This is a genomic window from Pseudomonas sp. MPDS, assembly GCF_013283895.1.
GTDB lineage: Bacteria > Pseudomonadota > Gammaproteobacteria > Pseudomonadales > Pseudomonadaceae > Aquipseudomonas > Aquipseudomonas rhizophila.
This window is the reverse complement of sequence record NZ_CP054128.1, coordinates 1,890,196-1,908,050: the sequence shown is the minus strand read 5'-3', so window position 1 is coordinate 1,908,050 and position 17,855 is coordinate 1,890,196. Positions and strand designations below refer to the sequence as shown.

At 59.7% G+C, this 17,855-nt stretch carries 17 protein-coding genes and 4 tRNA genes; 12 read left to right on the top strand and 9 right to left on the bottom strand.

Annotation, left to right across the window (positions count from 1 at the left end; translation table 11 throughout):
* Nucleotides 1–11 precede the first annotated feature (11 nt).
* From HQ912_RS08335 to HQ912_RS08305, 7 genes are read left to right on the top strand one after another with little or no spacing between them, the layout of a single operon-like run.
* Nucleotides 12–929 carry an ABC transporter permease gene (locus tag HQ912_RS08335; protein ID WP_047230470.1) on the top strand — a complete coding sequence of 306 codons (918 nt, stop codon included), beginning with the start codon at nucleotides 12–14 and terminating at the stop codon, nucleotides 927–929.
* A 9-nt stretch (nucleotides 930–938) separates the two neighbouring features.
* Nucleotides 939–1,841 (top strand): ABC transporter permease, encoded by a 903-nt coding sequence (locus tag HQ912_RS08330; RefSeq protein WP_047230469.1) that lies wholly within the window; start codon nucleotides 939–941, stop codon nucleotides 1,839–1,841.
* A 22-nt stretch (nucleotides 1,842–1,863) separates the two neighbouring features.
* On the top strand, nucleotides 1,864–2,880 hold the full coding sequence (locus HQ912_RS08325) for an ABC transporter ATP-binding protein (RefSeq protein ID WP_107321749.1): 1,017 nt from the start codon (nucleotides 1,864–1,866) through the stop codon (nucleotides 2,878–2,880).
* Nucleotides 2,877–3,866, top strand: a complete 990-nt coding sequence (locus HQ912_RS08320) for an ABC transporter ATP-binding protein (RefSeq protein WP_076383777.1) — start codon at nucleotides 2,877–2,879, stop codon at nucleotides 3,864–3,866. The genes HQ912_RS08325 and HQ912_RS08320 overlap by 4 nt, the downstream gene beginning before the upstream one ends.
* Entirely contained in the window at nucleotides 3,863–5,287 is a 1,425-nt protein-coding gene (locus HQ912_RS08315) for a M20 family metallopeptidase (protein ID WP_173406660.1), read from the top strand. The genes HQ912_RS08320 and HQ912_RS08315 overlap by 4 nt, the downstream gene beginning before the upstream one ends.
* Complete coding sequence (locus HQ912_RS08310) at nucleotides 5,284–6,438, top strand: M20 family metallopeptidase (RefSeq protein WP_076383775.1); 1,155 nt, start codon at nucleotides 5,284–5,286, stop codon at nucleotides 6,436–6,438. The genes HQ912_RS08315 and HQ912_RS08310 overlap by 4 nt, the downstream gene beginning before the upstream one ends.
* Before the next feature lie 36 nt (nucleotides 6,439–6,474).
* Nucleotides 6,475–6,939: a transketolase gene (locus HQ912_RS08305; RefSeq protein ID WP_076383774.1), complete on the top strand. Its 465-nt coding sequence runs from the start codon at nucleotides 6,475–6,477 to the stop codon at nucleotides 6,937–6,939.
* A gap of 117 nt (nucleotides 6,940–7,056) precedes the next feature.
* Here HQ912_RS08305 and HQ912_RS08300 read toward each other — a convergent pair whose 3' ends face one another.
* The gene (locus HQ912_RS08300) at nucleotides 7,057–8,073 is read right to left on the bottom strand and encodes a 1-aminocyclopropane-1-carboxylate deaminase (RefSeq protein WP_047230463.1); all 1,017 of its coding nucleotides are present in this window, start codon (nucleotides 8,071–8,073) and stop codon (nucleotides 7,057–7,059) included.
* Nucleotides 8,074–8,272: 199 nt separating this feature from the next.
* On the opposite strand from HQ912_RS08300, the gene HQ912_RS08295 reads away from it, so the two are divergent.
* Nucleotides 8,273–8,782 (top strand): Lrp/AsnC family transcriptional regulator, encoded by a 510-nt coding sequence (locus HQ912_RS08295; protein ID WP_047230462.1) that lies wholly within the window; start codon nucleotides 8,273–8,275, stop codon nucleotides 8,780–8,782.
* 159 nt (nucleotides 8,783–8,941) lie between these two features.
* Here HQ912_RS08295 and HQ912_RS08290 read toward each other — a convergent pair.
* From HQ912_RS08290 to HQ912_RS08275, 4 genes are all read right to left on the bottom strand, one after another.
* Nucleotides 8,942–9,018, bottom strand: a tRNA-Asp gene (locus tag HQ912_RS08290).
* A 17-nt stretch (nucleotides 9,019–9,035) separates the two neighbouring features.
* Nucleotides 9,036–9,111, bottom strand: a tRNA-Val gene (locus HQ912_RS08285).
* Between the two features lie 174 nt (nucleotides 9,112–9,285).
* Nucleotides 9,286–9,362 (bottom strand) — tRNA-Asp (locus HQ912_RS08280).
* 20 nt (nucleotides 9,363–9,382) lie between these two features.
* Nucleotides 9,383–9,458: transfer RNA gene (locus HQ912_RS08275), tRNA-Val, on the bottom strand.
* Between the two features lie 160 nt (nucleotides 9,459–9,618).
* On the opposite strand from HQ912_RS08275, the gene rdgC reads away from it, so the two are divergent.
* The 3 genes from rdgC (at nucleotide 9,619) to sugE (ending at nucleotide 12,083) form a co-directional block, all read left to right on the top strand.
* Complete coding sequence (rdgC, locus tag HQ912_RS08270) at nucleotides 9,619–10,539, top strand: recombination-associated protein RdgC (protein ID WP_047228694.1); 921 nt, start codon at nucleotides 9,619–9,621, stop codon at nucleotides 10,537–10,539.
* Nucleotides 10,540–10,684: 145 nt separating this feature from the next.
* Nucleotides 10,685–11,650, top strand: a complete 966-nt coding sequence (locus HQ912_RS08265; RefSeq protein ID WP_047228695.1) for a bile acid:sodium symporter family protein — start codon at nucleotides 10,685–10,687, stop codon at nucleotides 11,648–11,650.
* 118 nt (nucleotides 11,651–11,768) lie between these two features.
* The gene (sugE, locus tag HQ912_RS08260) at nucleotides 11,769–12,083 is read left to right on the top strand and encodes a quaternary ammonium compound efflux SMR transporter SugE (protein ID WP_047228696.1); all 315 of its coding nucleotides are present in this window, start codon (nucleotides 11,769–11,771) and stop codon (nucleotides 12,081–12,083) included.
* 145 nt (nucleotides 12,084–12,228) lie between these two features.
* Here the strand turns inward: sugE and HQ912_RS08255 are convergent, their stop codons facing one another.
* From HQ912_RS08255 to HQ912_RS08240, 4 genes are all read right to left on the bottom strand, one after another.
* The gene (locus HQ912_RS08255) at nucleotides 12,229–14,103 is read right to left on the bottom strand and encodes an MFS transporter (RefSeq protein WP_076383773.1); all 1,875 of its coding nucleotides are present in this window, start codon (nucleotides 14,101–14,103) and stop codon (nucleotides 12,229–12,231) included.
* Between the two features lie 80 nt (nucleotides 14,104–14,183).
* Nucleotides 14,184–15,332 (bottom strand): TDT family transporter, encoded by a 1,149-nt coding sequence (locus HQ912_RS08250; protein ID WP_047228698.1) that lies wholly within the window; start codon nucleotides 15,330–15,332, stop codon nucleotides 14,184–14,186.
* 103 nt (nucleotides 15,333–15,435) lie between these two features.
* Nucleotides 15,436–15,747, bottom strand: coding sequence for a cupin domain-containing protein (locus HQ912_RS08245; RefSeq protein WP_047228699.1), 312 nt, complete (start codon nucleotides 15,745–15,747; stop codon nucleotides 15,436–15,438).
* A gap of 37 nt (nucleotides 15,748–15,784) precedes the next feature.
* On the bottom strand, nucleotides 15,785–16,969 hold the full coding sequence (locus HQ912_RS08240) for an MFS transporter (RefSeq protein WP_047228700.1): 1,185 nt from the start codon (nucleotides 16,967–16,969) through the stop codon (nucleotides 15,785–15,787).
* A 103-nt stretch (nucleotides 16,970–17,072) separates the two neighbouring features.
* On the opposite strand from HQ912_RS08240, the gene HQ912_RS08235 reads away from it, so the two are divergent.
* Nucleotides 17,073–17,612, top strand: coding sequence for a TetR/AcrR family transcriptional regulator (locus tag HQ912_RS08235; protein ID WP_076383769.1), 540 nt, complete (start codon nucleotides 17,073–17,075; stop codon nucleotides 17,610–17,612).
* Nucleotides 17,613–17,855: the final 243 nt, after the last annotated feature.

Genomic DNA, 17,855 nt, shown 5'->3' with positions numbered 1-17,855 from the left:
GGAAACTTGCCATGCTTGGGTTCCTTCTACGCCGTCTGGGCATCGCTTTTTGCGTCGCCATTACCGTGTCGGTGATCAGCTTCTCTCTGTTGCATCTGTCCGGCGACCTGGCCACGGCCATTGGCGGGCCGGAAGCCACCAGCGAACAGATCGAACAGATCCGTGTGCAATACGGCTTGAACAAACCGCTTCCCACCCAGTACGTCAACTGGCTGGGCGGTTTGCTGCGGCTGGACCTGGGCAACTCCTTTTTCTTTCAGGAGTCGGTCTATAACCTCGTCGCCAGCCGTTTGCCGATCACCCTCGGGTTAGGTGCCATGGCGCTGGGTATCGCCTTGCTGGTGGCGATTCCCCTGGGCGTACTGGCCGCGATCAAACGCGACACCTGGGTTGATCGACTGGCCTTGAGCATCGCGGTACTGGGCCAGGCAATGCCCAGTTTCTGGTTTGCGCTGATGCTGATCGTAGTGTTTGCGGTGACGCTCAAGTGGCTGCCAGTCTCCGGCAACTCAAGCATGCTGCATTTCGTCATGCCGGCCATTGCCTTGGGGTACTACGCAACGCCGGCCATCATGCGCCTGACCCGCGCAGGCATGCTGGATGTGCTCAGTTGCGATTACATCCGCACCGCTCGCGCCAAGGGGCTGCGCCCTGCGCAGGTGTTGTTCAAGCATGCATTGCGCAATGCATTGATTCCGGTCGTCGCACTGGCAGCGGTGGAGTTCGGCTTCATGCTCGGCGGTTCGGTGGTGATCGAAACCGTGTTTTCCCTGCAAGGCATCGGACAACTCGCCTGGGACGCCATCGCCCGTGACGACTTCCCGGTAGTCCAGGCCGTGGTCCTGTTGATTGCGGTGATCTACATCATCCTCACCTTGCTGGCCGATGTGCTCAACGCACTGCTCGACCCGCGCATTCGCGTGCGCTAGGAGCCCTTCATGAGTACCCCCGTTACCCTCGCGATCAACGACTACCTGCCCCCACCAAGTAGCCTGAGCCGGGTGCTTGGCAAAAGCTTTCGCCACCGCGGCTTCGCCATCGGCAGTGCGTTGCTGCTGATCATTTTTGCTGGTGCGCTGTTCGCGCCATGGCTGGCGCCTTATGACCCTTATGCGCAAGACGTGATGTTGCGCATGAAGCCTCCGGTCTGGATGGCTAACGGCACTTGGGAATATGTCTTGGGCACCGACAAGCTGGGCCGCGATTACCTCTCACGGTTGCTCTACGGCGCCCGTATTTCACTGTTTATCGGCGTTGCGGCGGCGCTGATTTCCGGCGTCATCGGCACCGTCATGGGTCTGCTGGCCGGTTACTACGGTGGCAAGGTGGATGCGTTTATCAGCTACCTGATCACCACTCGGCTGGCGCTGCCTGTGGTCATGGTGGCCCTGGCCTCTGCCTCGTTGATGGGCGGCTCGCTGAAGGTGGTGATCATTCTGCTCGGTTGCCTGCTCTGGGACCGCTTCGCCGTGGTGGTTCGGGCCTCGGTGCAACAAATTCGCGATGCCGAATATGTTGCCTCGGCACAAGCCCTGGGCTGTTCGACCCTGCGCATTCTGGTCAGTGAAATCCTGCCCAATCTGGTTGGCGCGCTGATCGTGGTCGCGACCCTGGAAATGGCCCACGCGATCCTGCTGGAGTCAGCGCTGTCGTTCCTCGGGGTGGGCGTACAACCGCCGACGCCGTCCTGGGGACTGATGATCGCAGAGGGCAAACCCTACATGTTCTTCTCCCCGTGGGTCATCGCCATCCCAGGTATCGCCCTGATGATTCTGGTGCTGGGCATCAATCTGGTCGGCGACGGCCTGCGCGATCTGATCCTGCCCGATGGCCGCAACTGAGACTGATAGAGGAGTACCGGACATGGCACTACTCCATGTTGAAAACCTGCGGGTGGACATTCCCATGGGCCATAACCCGACAGCGGATGACATGCTGCATGCGGTGCGCGGCCTGGATTTTCAGGTCGAGCGCGGCGAGATGCTGTGCATTGTCGGAGAGTCCGGCTGCGGCAAATCCCTGACCTCGCTGGCACTCATGGACCTGCTGCCCCGCAAGGCCAAGCGCACCGCCAGCCGACTGACACTGGACGGCATCGACCTGCTCGGCCAGAGCGAGCGAAGCATGTGCGACCTGCGCGGCAACCGTCTGGCGATGATCTTCCAGGAGCCCATGACCGCGCTGAACCCGGCCTACAGCATTGGCGACCAGCTCAGTGAAGTGCTGACCCGGCACCGCAAGGTGTCGCGCAAGGATGCGCTGGCCCGCGCCGCGCAAATGCTGGAAAAGGTCGGCATCAGCAATGCCGGCGAGCGTCTGCGTCAGTACCCGCATCAACTCTCCGGGGGGTTGCGCCAGCGGGTGATTATCGCCATGGCGTTGATGTGCGAGCCCGACCTGATCATCGCTGACGAGCCGACCACCGCACTGGACGTGACCATTCAGGCGCAAATCCTGCGCCTGATCCGCGATATTCAGAAAGAACTGGGGCTGGCGGTGATCTTTATCACCCACGACCTTGGCCTGGTGGCCCGCATCGCCGACCGGGTGGCCGTGATGTATGCCGGGGAAATCGTCGAAAGCGCTCCCGCCCGACAACTCTTCGAGAACCCGCGGCATCCGTACACCCGTGGCCTGCTGGCCAGCATCCCGATTCCAGGGCGGACCAAACCGGGCGAAGCGCTGGGCTCGATTCCCGGTCTGGTGCCGAGCCTGGTGGGTGAACAACACGGGTGTGCCTTTCGCAATCGTTGCGCGCACACCGTCCAGGCGTGTGCCCGGGATGTGCCCGAAGTGCACCAGGACGGACATATGGCGCGCTGCCTGCTGGCGGCTTCCGGCCTGAAACCGATGCTGGTTAAAGAGAGTGCCCGCTCATGAAAAAAGACATCGCTCTGGAGCTGTGCGATATCCGTCGCGAGTTCCGTATCAGCAAAGGCTTTTTCAAACCTGCCGCCACACTGAAAGCGGTTGATGGCGTATCACTGCGCCTGATGCGCGGTGAAACCCTCGGTCTGGTGGGTGAGTCCGGTTGCGGCAAAAGCACCCTGGCCAAGATCCTGCTCGGCCTGCTACAGCCCACTCAAGGCGACGTGCTGGTCAATGGCAAACATCTGGCAGCGACAGATCGCAAGGAGATGTCCCGGCGTATCCAGCCGATCTTCCAGGATCCGTATTCATCGCTGAACCCCCGCAAGACCCTGCGCGAAATCATCACCCTGCCGTTGATCGTCCACGACATCGGCACGGCCACCGAGCGCCGCAAGAAAACCGAACAAATGCTGGATGTAGTCGGCCTTCCCAAGCGCGTGATCGATAGCTATCCAGCCCAGTTATCCGGCGGCCAGCGCCAGCGCGTGGCGATTGCCAGGGCGCTGGTCATGCGTCCTGATGTGTTGATCTGCGACGAGCCGACTTCGGCGCTGGACGTGTCAGTGCAGGCGCAGATCCTCAATCTGTTGCAAGACCTCAAGCGCGAATTCGGCCTGACCTATTTGCTGATCAGCCACAACCTGGCGGTTATCGAGCACCTCGCCGACCGGGTGGCCGTGATGTATCTGGGGCGTATTGTCGAAGAACGCACCCGCCAGTCGCTGTTCGCCGAACCCGGCCATCCGTATACCCGCGCATTGCTCGATTCGGTGCTGACCCCCGATCCGCGCTTGGGCATTCCAGACATCGGCCTGCACGGCGCCTTCCCCAACCCGATGTCCCCGCCAACCGGCTGCACCTTTCACCCGCGCTGCCCGAACTGCATGGACCGTTGCAAAACGGCCTATCCGGCCAACGATCCAATTATCGGCGGCAACGTACGTTGCCACCTGCACGACAGTCCCACCCAAACACTGGAGCTTGTCCACTCATGAGTCGTTCCCAGGCCATCAGCAACACCCTCGAACAGTTCGACAACGGTGCTTTTTTCAACCTGCTCGAACGTAGTGTCGCCCTGCCCACCGAAAGCCAGGCGCAAGACAGCCAACCTGAGTTGTATCGCTACCTCAACGAGTTCATCACTCCGCATGTCGAGGCGCTGGGTTTCAGCGTAAAAATCTACGACAACCCGGTAGCGGAACGCGGACCATTCATGATCGCCACGCGCATTGAACACCCGGGGCTGCCCACCGTACTCAGCTATGGTCATGGTGATGTGGTGCGCGGCTATGCGGCGCAATGGCGTGAAGGCTTGTCACCGTGGCAAGTCACCGTCGAAGGTGATCGCTGGTACGGGCGCGGCACCGCCGATAACAAAGGCCAGCACCTGATCAACATCACCGCGCTGGAGCAGACCCTCAAGGCCCGCGAAGGCAAGCTCGGCTTCAACGTCAAACTGCTGCTGGAAATGGGCGAAGAAGAAGGTTCCCCCGGCCTCAATGCGTTCTGTGCCGCCCACCGCAAGGAGCTGGCGGCGGATATCTTCATCGCCTCGGACGGCCCGCGTCTGGCCGCAACACGGCCTACCATTTTTCTAGGCTCACGCGGGGTGTTCAACTTCGAGCTGGCGGTCAATCTGCGCGAAGGCGCACACCACTCCGGTAATTGGGGCGGGCTGCTGGCCAATCCCGGCATCATCCTGGCCAACGCCATCGCCAGCATGATCGACGAACATGGCCGGGTAAAAGTCGAGGGCTTGCAGCCCAGCGCACTGCCGGATTCGGTGCGACAGGCGCTGGCCGACATCGAAGTCGGTGGCGGGCCGGATGATCCGCAAATCGACGCCAACTGGGGCCACCCGGATCTGTCGCTGAGCGAGAAAGTCTTTGGCTGGAACACCCTCGATGTCATTGCCTTCAAGACTGGCAATCCAGACGCCCCGGTGCATGCAATCCCCGGCAAGGCCAACGCTCACTGCCATATCCGCTTTGTGGTAAACAGCGATTACACGACCTTTATCCCCGCCGTGCGCGCTCACCTGGATGCCCATGGTTTCAACAATGTCGAGGTCAAGCAAAGCCGCATCGATGTCATGCACGCCACCCGGCTGGACCCGCAAAGCCCATGGGTCAACTGGGCCCTCGACTCGTTGACGCAAACCACCGGAAAGAAACCGGCGCTGCTGCCCAACCTTGGCGGCTCCTTGCCCAACGACGTGTTTGCCGACGTGCTCGGCCTGCCGACCTTGTGGGTGCCGCATTCGTACCCGGCCTGTTCACAACATGCGCCCAACGAGCACTTGCTGGCACCGGTGGTCAAAGAAAGTCTGCAGATCATGGCCGGGCTGTTCTGGGACCTGGGTAACGATGCGGCACGTCTGAGCGAGGAGCATCGGGCACGGGAGCGTGCGCAATGAGCGAGACCCACCAACAGGCACTGGACTGGCTCGCCGGCCAGCGCCCCGCCATGGAGTCGTTGTTGCAGCGTCTGGTCGATACCGACTCCAACAGCTATGACAAGGCGGGGGTCGATGCCGTAGGCGCATTGCTCGCAGCGGAACTGGAGGCCGACGGTATCGAGCTCAAGCGGATGCCGGTCGAAGGTTTTGGCGACGTACTGCTTGCCCAAGTGCCCGGCGAGGCTGGCAAGCCGGTGCTGTTGCTGGGCCATCGCGACACGGTATTCCCCAAGGGCACGACCACCACCCGTGGCTTCAGCCGCGATGGCGACCTCGCCTACGGCCCCGGCGTAGCCGACATGAAAGGTGGGTTGGTGCTCAACTGCTTCGCCCTCAAGGCACTCAAGCGCGCCGGTCCTTTGCCCTGCCCGGTGCAGGTGCTCTATACCGGTGACGAAGAAATCGGCTCTGGCAGCGCCCGCAGCCATATCGAAAGCACCGCCAAATCAGCCCGCGCCGTACTCAATACCGAGCCGGGACGGGCCAGCGGCAATGTGGTCAGCGCCCGTAAAGGCGGGGCCACACTGGTCATCGAAGTCAGTGGCCGCGCTGCGCACGCCGGCGTCAACCATGCCGACGGGGCCAGCGCCATCGAGGCGCTGGCCCGAAAGATCGTCAAACTGCATGCCCTGACCGATTACCCCGCAGGCATCACCACCAATATCGGGCTGATCGCCGGCGGCACCTCCAGCAACACTGTCGCGCCCAACGCCTCGGCCAAGCTGGATGTACGGTTTATCGAGTCGCAACACTGGAAGCAGATATTCGCCGCCATCCAAGGCATCGTCGCTGAAGAGGAACTGCCCGGCACGAGCGCCATCCTCAAGGAAGCGACGACCTTCCTGCCGATGGAAGCACGGCACAGCGAGCAACTGCTGCACATCTATCAACAACAAGCACTGGCGCTAGGCTTCAGTGTCGAGGGCGAATTCACCGGCGGCTGCGCCGATTCCGGGTTCACCGCCAGCTTGGGCATTCCAACCCTGTGTGGCCTCGGGCCGGTGGGTGGCAAAGTCCACACCGATCGTGAATACCTGGAACTGGACACGCTGGTTCCACGCGCCCAGGCCTTGGTGGCAACCATTCTGGCCGTCGGCGAGAACCGTTGAGGCAATGAGCCTCTACCCATCACCGGGAGTACTTTCATGCATACGATTTCGCAATCCGCAGTCTGGATAAAAGCGCCATTAACGGATGTGGGTGTCGTTATTGTGACCAGTGCCGAGCTGCCCAAATACCTCATCGACGCGTTGCAGGTGGCGATCAAGGACTGGGACCAGGTGGCCTATCTGGTCGTCAAGCAGTCGCATGAGTTCATGCTCGACTGGCTCAGAGCCGGGTCTGAGGCATCGGAATCGAATCCATCCAGCCTGTGTCATGCCAGCCAATTGCTGCGCTCAGTATCGAAAGGCTGCTACCTGCTTGATGTCGAAGTCAGCCCGCTGCCTAGCCTGACTTGGCTGGGATCTGTCTGCGGCCACACATTGCGCTTCGTTAAACTGGGTAAGGTCGAGTTAACCGATGCTGCGATGGATAAGCAGGTGGAGGAGATCTTGTCGGTGGCCAGGGACCTGGCAAAAAGTGTCTTGCAAGAGCGCTATAGCGCCTGATGGGGCCGGGTCCCGCGCTGCTCAGCAAGTGCGACATTGAACCTGTGGCAAGGGAGTTTGCTCCCCGCCACAACTTACTCACCGCTAGCGTCAACGCTTTACGGACTTGAAGCGCAATCATCCGTTGCGGAACAGGAAGCTATAGGCGTTCAGCGCGGGAACCCCGCCCAAATGCGCATAAAGCACTTTCGAGCCTTCAGGGAACTCACCACGACGCACCATATCAATCATCCCGTGCATGGATTTACCTTCATACACCGGGTCTGTCAGTACGCCCTCAAGGCTCGCGCACAGTCGGATAGCTTCCAGCGTGCCGTCGTTGGGCAAGCCATATTCCGGGTAGGCGAAGCGCGTATCGAGGACCACGTCCTCTTCAGTGATCTCCCGACCCAGCTCCACCAGCTCGGCGGTGTGCCGGGCAATGCGCAGAATCTGTGCCTTGGTCTGCTCCGGTTTGGCCGAGGCGTCGATACCGATGACGTTCTTCGAGCGACCGTCAGCAGCGAAACCGACCACCATGCCGGCCTGGGTACTACCGGTCACCGAGCAGACCACGATGTAGTCAAACTTGAAGCCCAATTCTTTTTCCTGTTGCCGTACCTCTTCGGCGAAACCCACGAACCCGAGGCCGCCGTAGGGATGCTCGGAACACCCCGCCGGGATCGGGAATGGCTTGCCGCCTCGCTCGACCACATCGCTCATGGCCTTCTCCCAGCTGGGACGAATGCCGATGTCAAACCCGGCGGCGTCCAGACGTACCTCTGCACCCATGATCCGGGACATCTCGATATTGCCTACCCGGTCATACACCGCATCGGAGTAGTTCACCCAGTTTTCCTGCACCAGTACGCACTTCATGCCCAGGTGAGCAGCGACGGCGGCTACCTGGCGGGTCTGGTTCGACTGGATTCCGCCGATGGAAACCAGGGTATCGCAGCCTTGCTCAAGCGCTTCAGGAATCAGGTATTCAAGCTTGCGGGTTTTGTTCCCGCCGAAAGCCAGGCCACTGTTGCAGTCTTCACGCTTGGCATACAACTGCACCTTGCCGCCCAAATGTTCGCTGAGACGCTTCAAGGGGGTGATGGGAGAGGGACCAAAGGTCAGCGGATAACGTTCGAAACGATTCAGGTTCATGACTCTGCTCCTTGTGTATTGAATATCCAAGCACCAGGCCGAAAGACAAAGGCTGCCTTCCAGGCTATTTCAGGGGGGGCTTCGATGAGTTCAATATTAAGAAGAATATGAAAAATATGTGTTGCAAGTTTAAGGTACTTAAAGAACTATTATTTACGCAAACAATTACAGAACATACTTTAGTTGTTCGGGAAGAGAGATGAGCGCAACAAATAATCACAAGAAGCCTGAAGAAACAGCTGCGGCGCCGCAACCGCTTGATCGAACCGACCGAGCGATTCTCAAGACCCTGCAGCGCGATGCCTCCATCTCCAATGTGGCGCTTGCAGAGAAGGTGAAACTGAGCGCGCCGGCTTGCCTCAGGCGCGTCGAACGGCTCAAGCAGGCCGGCCTGATCAAGGGCATCGTCGCATTGCTGGACAGTGAGGCGCTGGACGCGGGAATGGTGGTGTTGATCGGCGTGGTACTGGACCGCTCCACACCGCAATCCTTTGCAGATTTCGAGGCGGCCGCACAAAAGGTATCCGGCTGTATGGAATGCCATGTGGTGACGGGAGAATTCGACTATTTCATGTTGCTGCGAACCAAGGACAGCCACAGCTTCAATCGACTGCATGCCGAACAGTTGCTTTACCTGCCCGGTGTTCGGCAGATCCGCTCGTTCATGGGGTTGCGCCAGGTCTTGTCGACGACCCACATACCCATTTGATGCTCATATCCGCCGAGGGGCAGCACCTGCTATATCACGGCCGTGCCGTTTGCTGGGCTGCTGATGGATTGTGATGAAACGCCATAAACGAAAAAAGCGGCCAAAGGCCGCTTATTCGGTAGCTTCCAGGCGTTCAGTGGGCCTAAGTGGAAGCGAATATGGCGCAGCGGACGGGACTCGAACCCGCGACCCCCGGCGTGACAGGCCGGTATTCTAACCGACTGAACTACCGCTGCGCGTAACATTGAAAGCTTGGTGGGTGATGACGGGATCGAACCGCCGACATTCTGCTTGTAAGGCAGACGCTCTCCCAGCTGAGCTAATCACCCTTCACTTTCGATGCGGGGCGCATTCTCTCACAAATTTTCGTAACGTGCTGATTTAATTAACTATTCAGCAAAAAATGTGATTAACGTGCACCGCAGGAACTGCAAACAGCAAAAAGCCCGCGTTAGCGGGCTTTCTGTGGTGATCTGGCGTTCAGTGTTCCAGATTACCGAATATGGCGCAGCGGACGGGACTCGAACCCGCGACCCCCGGCGTGACAGGCCGGTATTCTAACCGACTGAACTACCGCTGCGCGTAACACTTTGGAGCGAATGGTGGGTGATGACGGGATCGAACCGCCGACATTCTGCTTGTAAGGCAGACGCTCTCCCAGCTGAGCTAATCACCCTTCGCTTTCGGTGTGGCGCGCATTCTACGGAGCGTCCTCAAAGCTGGCAAGCACTTTTTAATTTAATTTTTTCAGGCCTTCCAAAGGCTTAGCGAAGGGTTGGCCTATGGCGCCGCGAAGAGAATAATGCCCCCCTTTGTATAAAGGAGAGACTCACCCCATGTGGTTCAAAAACCTGCTTATCTATCGCCTGACCCAAGATCTGCCTTTTGATGCCGAGGCGTTGGAAACTGCACTGGCCAGCAAACTGGCGCGTCCATGTGCAAGCCAGGAGTTGACCACTTACGGTTTCGTCGCGCCGTTCGGTAAAGGCGAAGACGCACCTCTGGTGCACATCAGCCAGGATTTCCTGCTGATCGCCGCACGCAAGGAAGAACGCATCCTGCCAGGCAGCGTCGTACGCGATGCCCTGAAAGAAAAGGTCGAAGAGATCGAAGCCGAACAAATGCGCAAGGTCTATAAAAAGGAACGGGACCAGCTCAAGGATGAAATCATCCAGGCGTTTCTGCCTCGCGCGTTCATTCGTCGCTCGTCCACCTTCGCCGCCATCGCACCGAAACAGGGTCTGATCCTGGTCAACTCCGCCAGCCCGAAACGCGCCGAAGACCTGCTCTCCACCCTGCGCGAAGTCCTCGGCTCGCTGCCGGTACGCCCACTGACCGTGAAAACCGCACCCACCGCCATCATGACCGACTGGGTCAAGACCCAGAAAGCCGCCGACGATTTCTTCGTGCTGGATGAATGCGAGCTGCGCGACACTCATGAAGATGGCGGCATTGTGCGTTGCAAGCGTCAGGACCTGACCAGCGACGAAATCCAGTTGCACTTGAACACCGGCAAGGTGGTGACCCAACTGTCGCTGGCCTGGCAGGACAAGCTGTCTTTCGTGCTCGACGACAAAATGGTGGTCAAGCGCCTGAAATTCGAAGACTTGCTGCAGGATCAGGCGGAACAGGACGGCGGCGACGAGGCCCTCGGCCAACTGGACGCCAGCTTCACGCTGATGATGTTGACGTTTGGCGAGTTCCTGCCGGCGCTGGTAGAAGCGTTGGGTGGTGAAGAGATGCCTCAGGGGATCTGACAGCCAAATGATTACCCTTGTGGGAGCGAGCCTGCTCGCGATGGCAGAGTGACAGTTACCGACAGGTTGCCTGATACTCCGCTATCGCGAGCAGGCTCGCTCCCACAGTGTTTTTGTGGTGCTACTTAATAATAAGGATCAGGTCATGCGCGCACTGGTTGCATTGAGTCGTTTTGTCGGCAATACCTTCGCTTACTGGGTGCTGTTTTTTGCCGTGCTGGCATTCTTGCTACCGCAATGGTTCGTCGACCTGAAAGTCGCCATCGTCCCCTTGCTGGGGCTGGTGATGTTCGGCATGGGCCTGGCGCTCAAGCTGGAGGACTTTGCCGAAGTGGGCCGTCATCCAGGGCGGGTGGTCCTGGGGGTGATTGCACAATTTGTCATCATGCCCGGCGTGGCGTGGCTGCTCTGCCAAGTATTCAGCCTGCCACCGGAGATTGCCGTCGGGGTGATTCTGGTGGGTTGCTGTCCGAGCGGCACCTCCTCCAATGTCATGACCTGGTTGGCCCGCGGCGACCTGGCTTTGGCCGTGTCGCTTTCGGCCATTACCACCCTGCTCGCGCCTTTGCTGACCCCGGCGCTGATCTGGCTGCTGGCTTCCGCCTGGTTGCCGGTGTCGTTCTCGGCGCTTTTCTGGTCGATCCTGCAGATCGTACTGCTGCCTATCGTGCTGGGCATCGTTGCTCAACGCCTGTTGGGAGAGCGGGTTCGTCACGCGGTGGAAGTGCTACCGCTGATCTCGGTAGTGAGCATCGTGATCATTGTTGCTGCGGTAGTGGCGGCCAGTCAGGCGAAGATCGCCGAGTCCGGCCTGCTGATCATGGCGATCGTGATGCTGCATAACAGCTTCGGTTACCTGTTGGGTTACTTCACCGCTCGCCTGTTCGGGTTGCCACTGGCCCAGCGCAAGACCTTGTCGCTGGAGGTGGGCATGCAAAACTCCGGTCTGGGCGCAGCCCTGGCCAGTGCGCATTTCTCGCCGCTGGCGGCGGTGCCCAGCGCGCTGTTCAGCGTCTGGCACAATATTTCCGGGGCGCTGCTCTCGACGTATTTCCGCCGTATGAGCGAAAAGCAGGACCGTGAACTGCTCGCCCGCCAAGCGGCGGACTGAAAGACAGACTTGATCGAGTGGTCAATAATGGGCAATCTATATGCCCATCGCGGGGACGACCCCGCCACTCGATCGACCTAAATCCGGGGACGACCCCATCCATCGATGGAGGTGTGTGATGTCCTGGATCATTCTGTTTTTTGCCGGCCTGTTCGAAGTCGGTTGGGCTGTCGGCCTGAAGTACACCGACGGTTTCAGCCGCCCGCTCCCTACCGTATTGACCGTTGCGGCCATGGCTATCAGCCTTGGCCTGCTGGGCCTTGCGATGAAGGAGTTGCCCCTGGGCACGGCCTATGCCATCTGGACCGGTGTCGGTGCCGTGGGCACGGTGATTGCCGGAATCATTCTGTTTGGTGAATCCATGGCGCTGGTTCGGCTAGCCAGTGTGGCGTTGATCGTTGCCGGGTTGATCGGACTTAAGGCCAGCGCCTGAACTCACCTACAGGAACAATCTCTGTAGACACAGAGGCTTGTAGGGCTGGACCTGTGGGAGCAAGGCTTGCCCGCGAGGCGGTCTCAAGGACGCTATCGCGAGCAAGCTTTGCTCTCACATACCTACTTTCACAAGGCGTCTCTCGTTATCTGACAGCCCCGCGCAACTCCCCCACCAACGCCTGCAACTTCGCCGGTTCCGCCACCTCAACGGCGACCGCCGGCCCCGCCACTAACGTCACCCGCGACCACAACCGGCGAAACAGCCCCTTGTTCGGGTCACGACTGAAGAAACTGCCCCACAATCCCTGCAACGCCAGGGGAATCACCGGCACAGGTGTTTCCTGAAGAATGCGCGTCAGTCCGCCCTTGAACTCATTGATCTCACCATCGGCCGTCAATTTTCCTTCGGGGAAGATGCACACCAACTCGCCGTTCTGCAGGTATTGAGCGATGCGTGTAAAAGCGCTTTCGTAGATATGAATGTCTTCCTGGCGCCCGGCAATCGGAATCGTCCCGGCGGTGCGAAAGATGAAATTGAGCACTGGCAGGTTGTAGATCTTGTAGTACATCACGAAGCGAATCGGCCGACGCACCGCGCCACCGATCAGCAACGCGTCAACGAAGGACACGTGATTGCAGACCAGCAGCGCGGCGCCTTCATCGGGAATCGCATCCAGGTTGCGATGTTCCACGCGGTACATGGAATGGCTCAGCAGCCAGATCATGAAACGCATGCTGAACTCAGGGACGATTTTGAAGATGTAGGTGTTCACGCCAATGTTCAGCAGTGACACCACCAGAAACAGCTGGGGAATCGACAGTTCCAGCAGGCCCAGCAGGACAATGGAGACAATCGCCGAGACCACCATGAACAGCGCGTTGAGAATGTTGTTGGCGGCGATGACCCGCGCCCGCTCATTCTCGGCGGTGCGCGACTGGATCAGTGCGTACAGCGGCACGATGTAGAAACCACCAAAGACACCGAGCCCGAGGATGTCGATCAGCACCAGCCAGGCGTGGCCGAAACCGAGCACTTCGAGCCAGCCGTAGCCCTCGGTGCTGCCAGGAATTCCGCCGGAATGCCACCACAACAGCAGCCCGAACACAGTCAGGCCGAACGAGCCGAAGGGCACCAGGCCGATCTCGACTTTACGCCCGGACAGCTTCTCGCACAGCATCGAACCCACGGCGATCCCCACCGAGAACACCGTCAGGATCAAGGTCACCACGGTTTCATCACCGTGCATCCAGTCCTTGGCGTAGGCCGGGATCTGGGTCAGATAAATCGCCCCGACAAACCAGAACCACGAGTTGCCGACAATGGAGCGGGACACCGCAGGGGTTTGTCCCAGGCCCAGTTTAAGCGTGGCCCAGGACTGGCTGAAAATGTTCCAGTTCAGGCGCATCTGCGGTGAAGCTGCCGCCGCCCGCGGAATGCCGCGACTCGCCAGGTAACCGGCTACGGCGATAACGACAATCGACGTCGCCACCACCGGCGCGTAATGCGCCGAGGACATCATGATCCCAGCGCCGATAGTGCCCAAGAGGATCGCCAGGAATGTGCCCATCTCCACTAGGCCATTGCCGCCGACCAGTTCGTCCTCGCGCAGCGCTTGCGGCAGGATCGAATATTTCACCGGCCCGAACAGCGCCGACTGGGTACCCATGGCGAACAGCGCCGCCAGCATCAACCACAAGTGATCGAACAGGAAACCCACCGCGCCGATCGCCATGATGGCGATTTCGCCGAACTTGATCAGACGAATCAACGCATCCTTGGCGAATTTTTCCCCGAACTGCCCTGCCAGTGCCGAGAACAAGAAGAACGGCAAGATAAACAGCAGCGCACACAGATTGACCCAGATCGAGCGGTCGCCCTCGATGGTCAGCCGATAGAGAATCGCCAGGATCAACGACTGCTTGAACACGTTGTCGTTGAACGCGCCAAGGGACTGTGTGATGAAAAACGGCAGGAAACGCCGCGTGCGGAGCAAGGTGAACTGCGAGGGGTGACTCATCTTCCATGTTCCTGAGTGGCGTGGTCGCTTATTGGAATGAGGTTTTTTGATCCAGGCCACACATTACCTGTCTTTAACGATTATTTCGCCAGCCCCGCAATGCATGGCGACACGAATAGCTCACCGTGCCAGGCGCCGAGCACCGTGCGGCGGCCGACGATCAGCCACATCACCGCCAGCATCGCCACCAGTACACAACCGAACACAGTAAAAAAACCCAGGCTCAGCAAGCTCGCCAGCTTCAGCGTTGCCAGCGCATACACGCCCAAGGGGAAGGTAAAGCCCCACCACCCGAGGTTGAACGGGATGCCAGTGCGCAAATACCGTGCGGTGATCAGCAGCGCCATCAGCATCCACCAGAACCCGAAGCCCCACAGGGTGATACCGGCCACCACGCCCACGCCGGCGGCGACTTCACCTAAGCCCGGCAAGCCATTGGCGGCAAAAATCAGCGGCGCATCGCCTCCCAGCAACAACATGCCCAGAGCACCGGTCCCGATCGGGCCGAGGGCCAGCCAGCTCGAGGCGGCCATGTTTTCGTGGGGTAGTTTGTGCAGGGCCATGCGCAGCAGCAGAATCGTCAGGATGCTGAACGCTACGGGTAGGGAAAATGCCCAGAGGATGTAGCTGGTGACCAGCATCACCAGTTGCGAATGAGCGTCTGCCAAGTGCGGTGCCAACAACCCGCCACTGGCGGCGGCGACTTCAGCGGCCACCACGGGCAATAGCCACACGGCGGTCATCTGATCGATCCGGTGTTCCTGGCGGGTGAACATCAAAAACGGAATCAGCACGCCGCAGGCCAAGGACATCGCCACGTCGATCCACCACAACGTTTCCGCCAGCGGCACCACGCCCTCGCCCCACCGTGGCAAACCGAATACCAACAAGCCATTGATGAGGGTCGCCAGCCCCATGGGGATGGTGCCGAAGAACATCGAAACCGTTGAATGACCGAAAATCCGCCGGGCCTCGTCGAAGAACAACACCCAACGGGCGGTGTACAGCCCAGTGAACAACACGAACAACAGGACATTGAACAACCATACCCCTTCGGCCAGGCCGCGCAGGCCTGGGACATCCCCCGGCCATTGCGCCAGGGCCAGGGCCAATACACCGGTGCCCATGACGACAGCAAACCAGTTAGGTGTGAACTGGCGAATGGCTTCCAATGGCCTGGGCAAATGACTGAGTGGGCACAAACGGTTGGTTGCAGCACAGCATGGCATGGCGAACTCCTGCTCTGGGACGAGATAGAGCCATGCTAGATTCAAATCGAATATCTATATAACGGGTAATATCTCTATATATTATCGATTATGCAAATAGTGATCAGATAGTGCCCTTGGTCTCGATCACCAGAATTCTCGCCTCTCCCAATGGCTTGGCCAGATGTTCGGTGCCCACCGATGCATAGAAAATATCCCCCGCACTCAGCAAGGTATCTTTTTCGATACCGTCTTCCCGATAGCACATCTGCACTTGCCCATCGAGCACCACGAAGACTTCCTGACCTTCATTGATGTGCCATTTGTAGGGCTGATCGGTCCAGTGCAGACGCGTGGTAATGCCGTTCATGTCGGCGATATCCAACGCCGCCCAGGCGCGGTCGCCGGTGAAGGATTTGCTGCGGATGATGTTCAACCCAGATCGCCCCAAAGAAAACACACAGGCGCCAAGGTTAACCCAAACCAGGCGCTGGCCGCGCCTGACGCGACAGCCCGAGCAAGGCGACGGTCGACAGCACAATCAACACCGCGCCATAGCCATCGGTGGTCGGGATCAGCCCAAAGACCCGGGTCAGGCTTCCCGCCAGCAGCGACGGCAGGCTGAAAGCCAGATAGCTGAGGACATAAAACGCTGACATCAACCCGGCCCGTTCATGGGGCAAGGCCAACGGCATGATGCTGCGCAATGCTCCCAGAAAGCCCGCGCCGAAACCGCTGCCAGTGACCAGCGTGCCGACGAAGAACAACGGCAAGCTAGCAGCGTGCACTGCGAGCAATACCAGCACCAGACCGACCATCAACAGGCTGGCGGCCAGGCGCAGCATTTTGTCGGCCATCTGGTTGCGCAGCGTGTAGATACTCAACGCTCCGGTGAGCGTCAGCACCGCCACCAGCGCGCCGCCAATCAGGTTGGAGGTGGTGCCGGTTGCGGCCCGCACCAATGACGGCGCCAGTGATAAGTAGAAGCCGCCCACCGCCCAGGCCACCAGGTTCAAGGGCAGTATCAGCCACAAGGCGCGCCGTGCCTGGATCGGCACATGCAAGGTGGGGCGCAAAGATCGCCAGGCACCCGGCTGCGGGCTGACGCTCTCGGCCAGAAACCAGAGGTAAATGGCCTGGATCAGGAACAATCCCAGCAGAATCCAGTACGTCAGTTGCAGGGGCAACGGCGCGAACTCGGCCAACATCCCGCAACCAAATGCTCCGCAAGCCATGCCCAGCAAGGGCGCGACGCTGGTGATCAGCGGACCTTGCCGACGATCGAAGTCCAGCAAGGCAGCGCCAAGCACACTGGTGGCCATGCCCGTCGCGAAGCCCTGAATCAACCGCGCACCGATCAACCAGGCGATACTGTCGGCGTTGATAAACAGCAGCATTGCCAGCATGTTGAGCAACAGCGCTACGAAAATCACCGGTTTGCGTCCCAGATAATCCGACAACGAACCCACGGTCAGCAACGCCGCTAACAGACTGAACGCGTAGACACCGAAAATCAGCGTCAGGACCCCAGGGGAAAATTGCATTTGTTCCTGGTAGAGGTGATACAGCGGGGTTGGCGCACTGGACGCTGCGAGGAAACCGAGCAGGGTGATCGCCAGGAATATCAGACTGGCACGGGTCGAAGCTGGACGGGACATGGGCACACTCCACAAGGCGATCCACAAAAGCTAATTTTTTGCTTTTGCGGAGTGTGCTATCGACGCGCGCTTAAAGCAAATTCTTTGTGTTAAGGTCCGATCCATGGCTATTAAAGAAGGTTTACGTCCCGGCGGCAGAAGCGCCCGGGTACAAGAGTCGATTCATTCGGCGGTTCGCAGCCTGCTCCAGGAGCAGGACCGCGCCACCCTGACCGTACCGCAAATCGCGGCCCGCGCAGGCGTAACCCCGTCCACCATTTACCGGCGCTGGGGCGACCTGCCGGCATTGCTGGGCGACGTCGCGATTGCCCGCATGCGCCCGGACTGCGCACCGCTGGACACCGGCAGCCTGCGCGGGGATCTTCGCGCCTGGGCCGAACAGTACCTGGACGAAATGAGCTCCGAGCCCGGTCGCAACATGATGCGCGACATTCAGGCCTGCGCCACGCCGGGCTATTGCGTGGGAATCATCAGCGGCCAGTTGCAGACCATCCTGGATCGCTATCCTGACGAGCCAAACCCCGGGGTCGAGCGACTGATCAATGTGGTGGTCGCGCCGACGGTGTTTCGCATCCTCTTTGCCACCGCGCCGTTGGCGGTTGAGGAGTTGTATCGGTTGGTGGATATCGCGTTGGCCCAGTAATACCGCCATCGCGAGCAGGCTCGCTCACACATTTGAGCAGTTGTGAATACAAAATCCATCTTCGCCGAAGATCCAGTGTGGGAGCGAGCCTGCTCGCGATGAGGCCGACCAGCACACCCCATGCCCCATTGCTGAGCGCAACCGGCGATACCTCGACACGCCTCGACCTTGGTCGACACTGACGAACCCGAGCGGGCATGCGAGACTGTTCTGCCGGGCACTGCCCCCGGGGTCTTTCGTTCA

Bases quoted from the DNA above. Each gene is read 5' to 3' on its own strand.
- HQ912_RS08325 (WP_107321749.1), top strand. From the start codon at position 1,864: ATGGCACTACTCCATGTTGAAAACCTGCGGGTGGACATTCCCATGGGC.
- HQ912_RS08330 (WP_047230469.1), top strand. From the start codon at position 939: ATGAGTACCCCCGTTACCCTCGCGATCAACGACTACCTGCCCCCACCA.
- HQ912_RS08255 (WP_076383773.1), bottom strand. From the start codon at position 14,103: ATGAGTCACCCCTCGCAGTTCACCTTGCTCCGCACGCGGCGTTTCCTG.
- HQ912_RS08300 (WP_047230463.1), bottom strand. From the start codon at position 8,073: ATGAACCTGAATCGTTTCGAACGTTATCCGCTGACCTTTGGTCCCTCT.
- HQ912_RS08265 (WP_047228695.1), top strand. From the start codon at position 10,685: ATGCGCGCACTGGTTGCATTGAGTCGTTTTGTCGGCAATACCTTCGCT.
- HQ912_RS08305 (WP_076383774.1), top strand. From the start codon at position 6,475: ATGCATACGATTTCGCAATCCGCAGTCTGGATAAAAGCGCCATTAACG.
- HQ912_RS08320 (WP_076383777.1), top strand. From the start codon at position 2,877: ATGAAAAAAGACATCGCTCTGGAGCTGTGCGATATCCGTCGCGAGTTC.
- HQ912_RS08295 (WP_047230462.1), top strand. From the start codon at position 8,273: ATGAGCGCAACAAATAATCACAAGAAGCCTGAAGAAACAGCTGCGGCG.
- HQ912_RS08235 (WP_076383769.1), top strand. From the start codon at position 17,073: ATGGCTATTAAAGAAGGTTTACGTCCCGGCGGCAGAAGCGCCCGGGTA.
- sugE (WP_047228696.1), top strand. From the start codon at position 11,769: ATGTCCTGGATCATTCTGTTTTTTGCCGGCCTGTTCGAAGTCGGTTGG.
- HQ912_RS08315 (WP_173406660.1), top strand. From the start codon at position 3,863: ATGAGTCGTTCCCAGGCCATCAGCAACACCCTCGAACAGTTCGACAAC.
- HQ912_RS08310 (WP_076383775.1), top strand. From the start codon at position 5,284: ATGAGCGAGACCCACCAACAGGCACTGGACTGGCTCGCCGGCCAGCGC.
- HQ912_RS08250 (WP_047228698.1), bottom strand. From the start codon at position 15,332: ATGCCATGCTGTGCTGCAACCAACCGTTTGTGCCCACTCAGTCATTTG.
- HQ912_RS08335 (WP_047230470.1), top strand. From the start codon at position 12: ATGCTTGGGTTCCTTCTACGCCGTCTGGGCATCGCTTTTTGCGTCGCC.
- rdgC (WP_047228694.1), top strand. From the start codon at position 9,619: ATGTGGTTCAAAAACCTGCTTATCTATCGCCTGACCCAAGATCTGCCT.
- HQ912_RS08240 (WP_047228700.1), bottom strand. From the start codon at position 16,969: ATGTCCCGTCCAGCTTCGACCCGTGCCAGTCTGATATTCCTGGCGATC.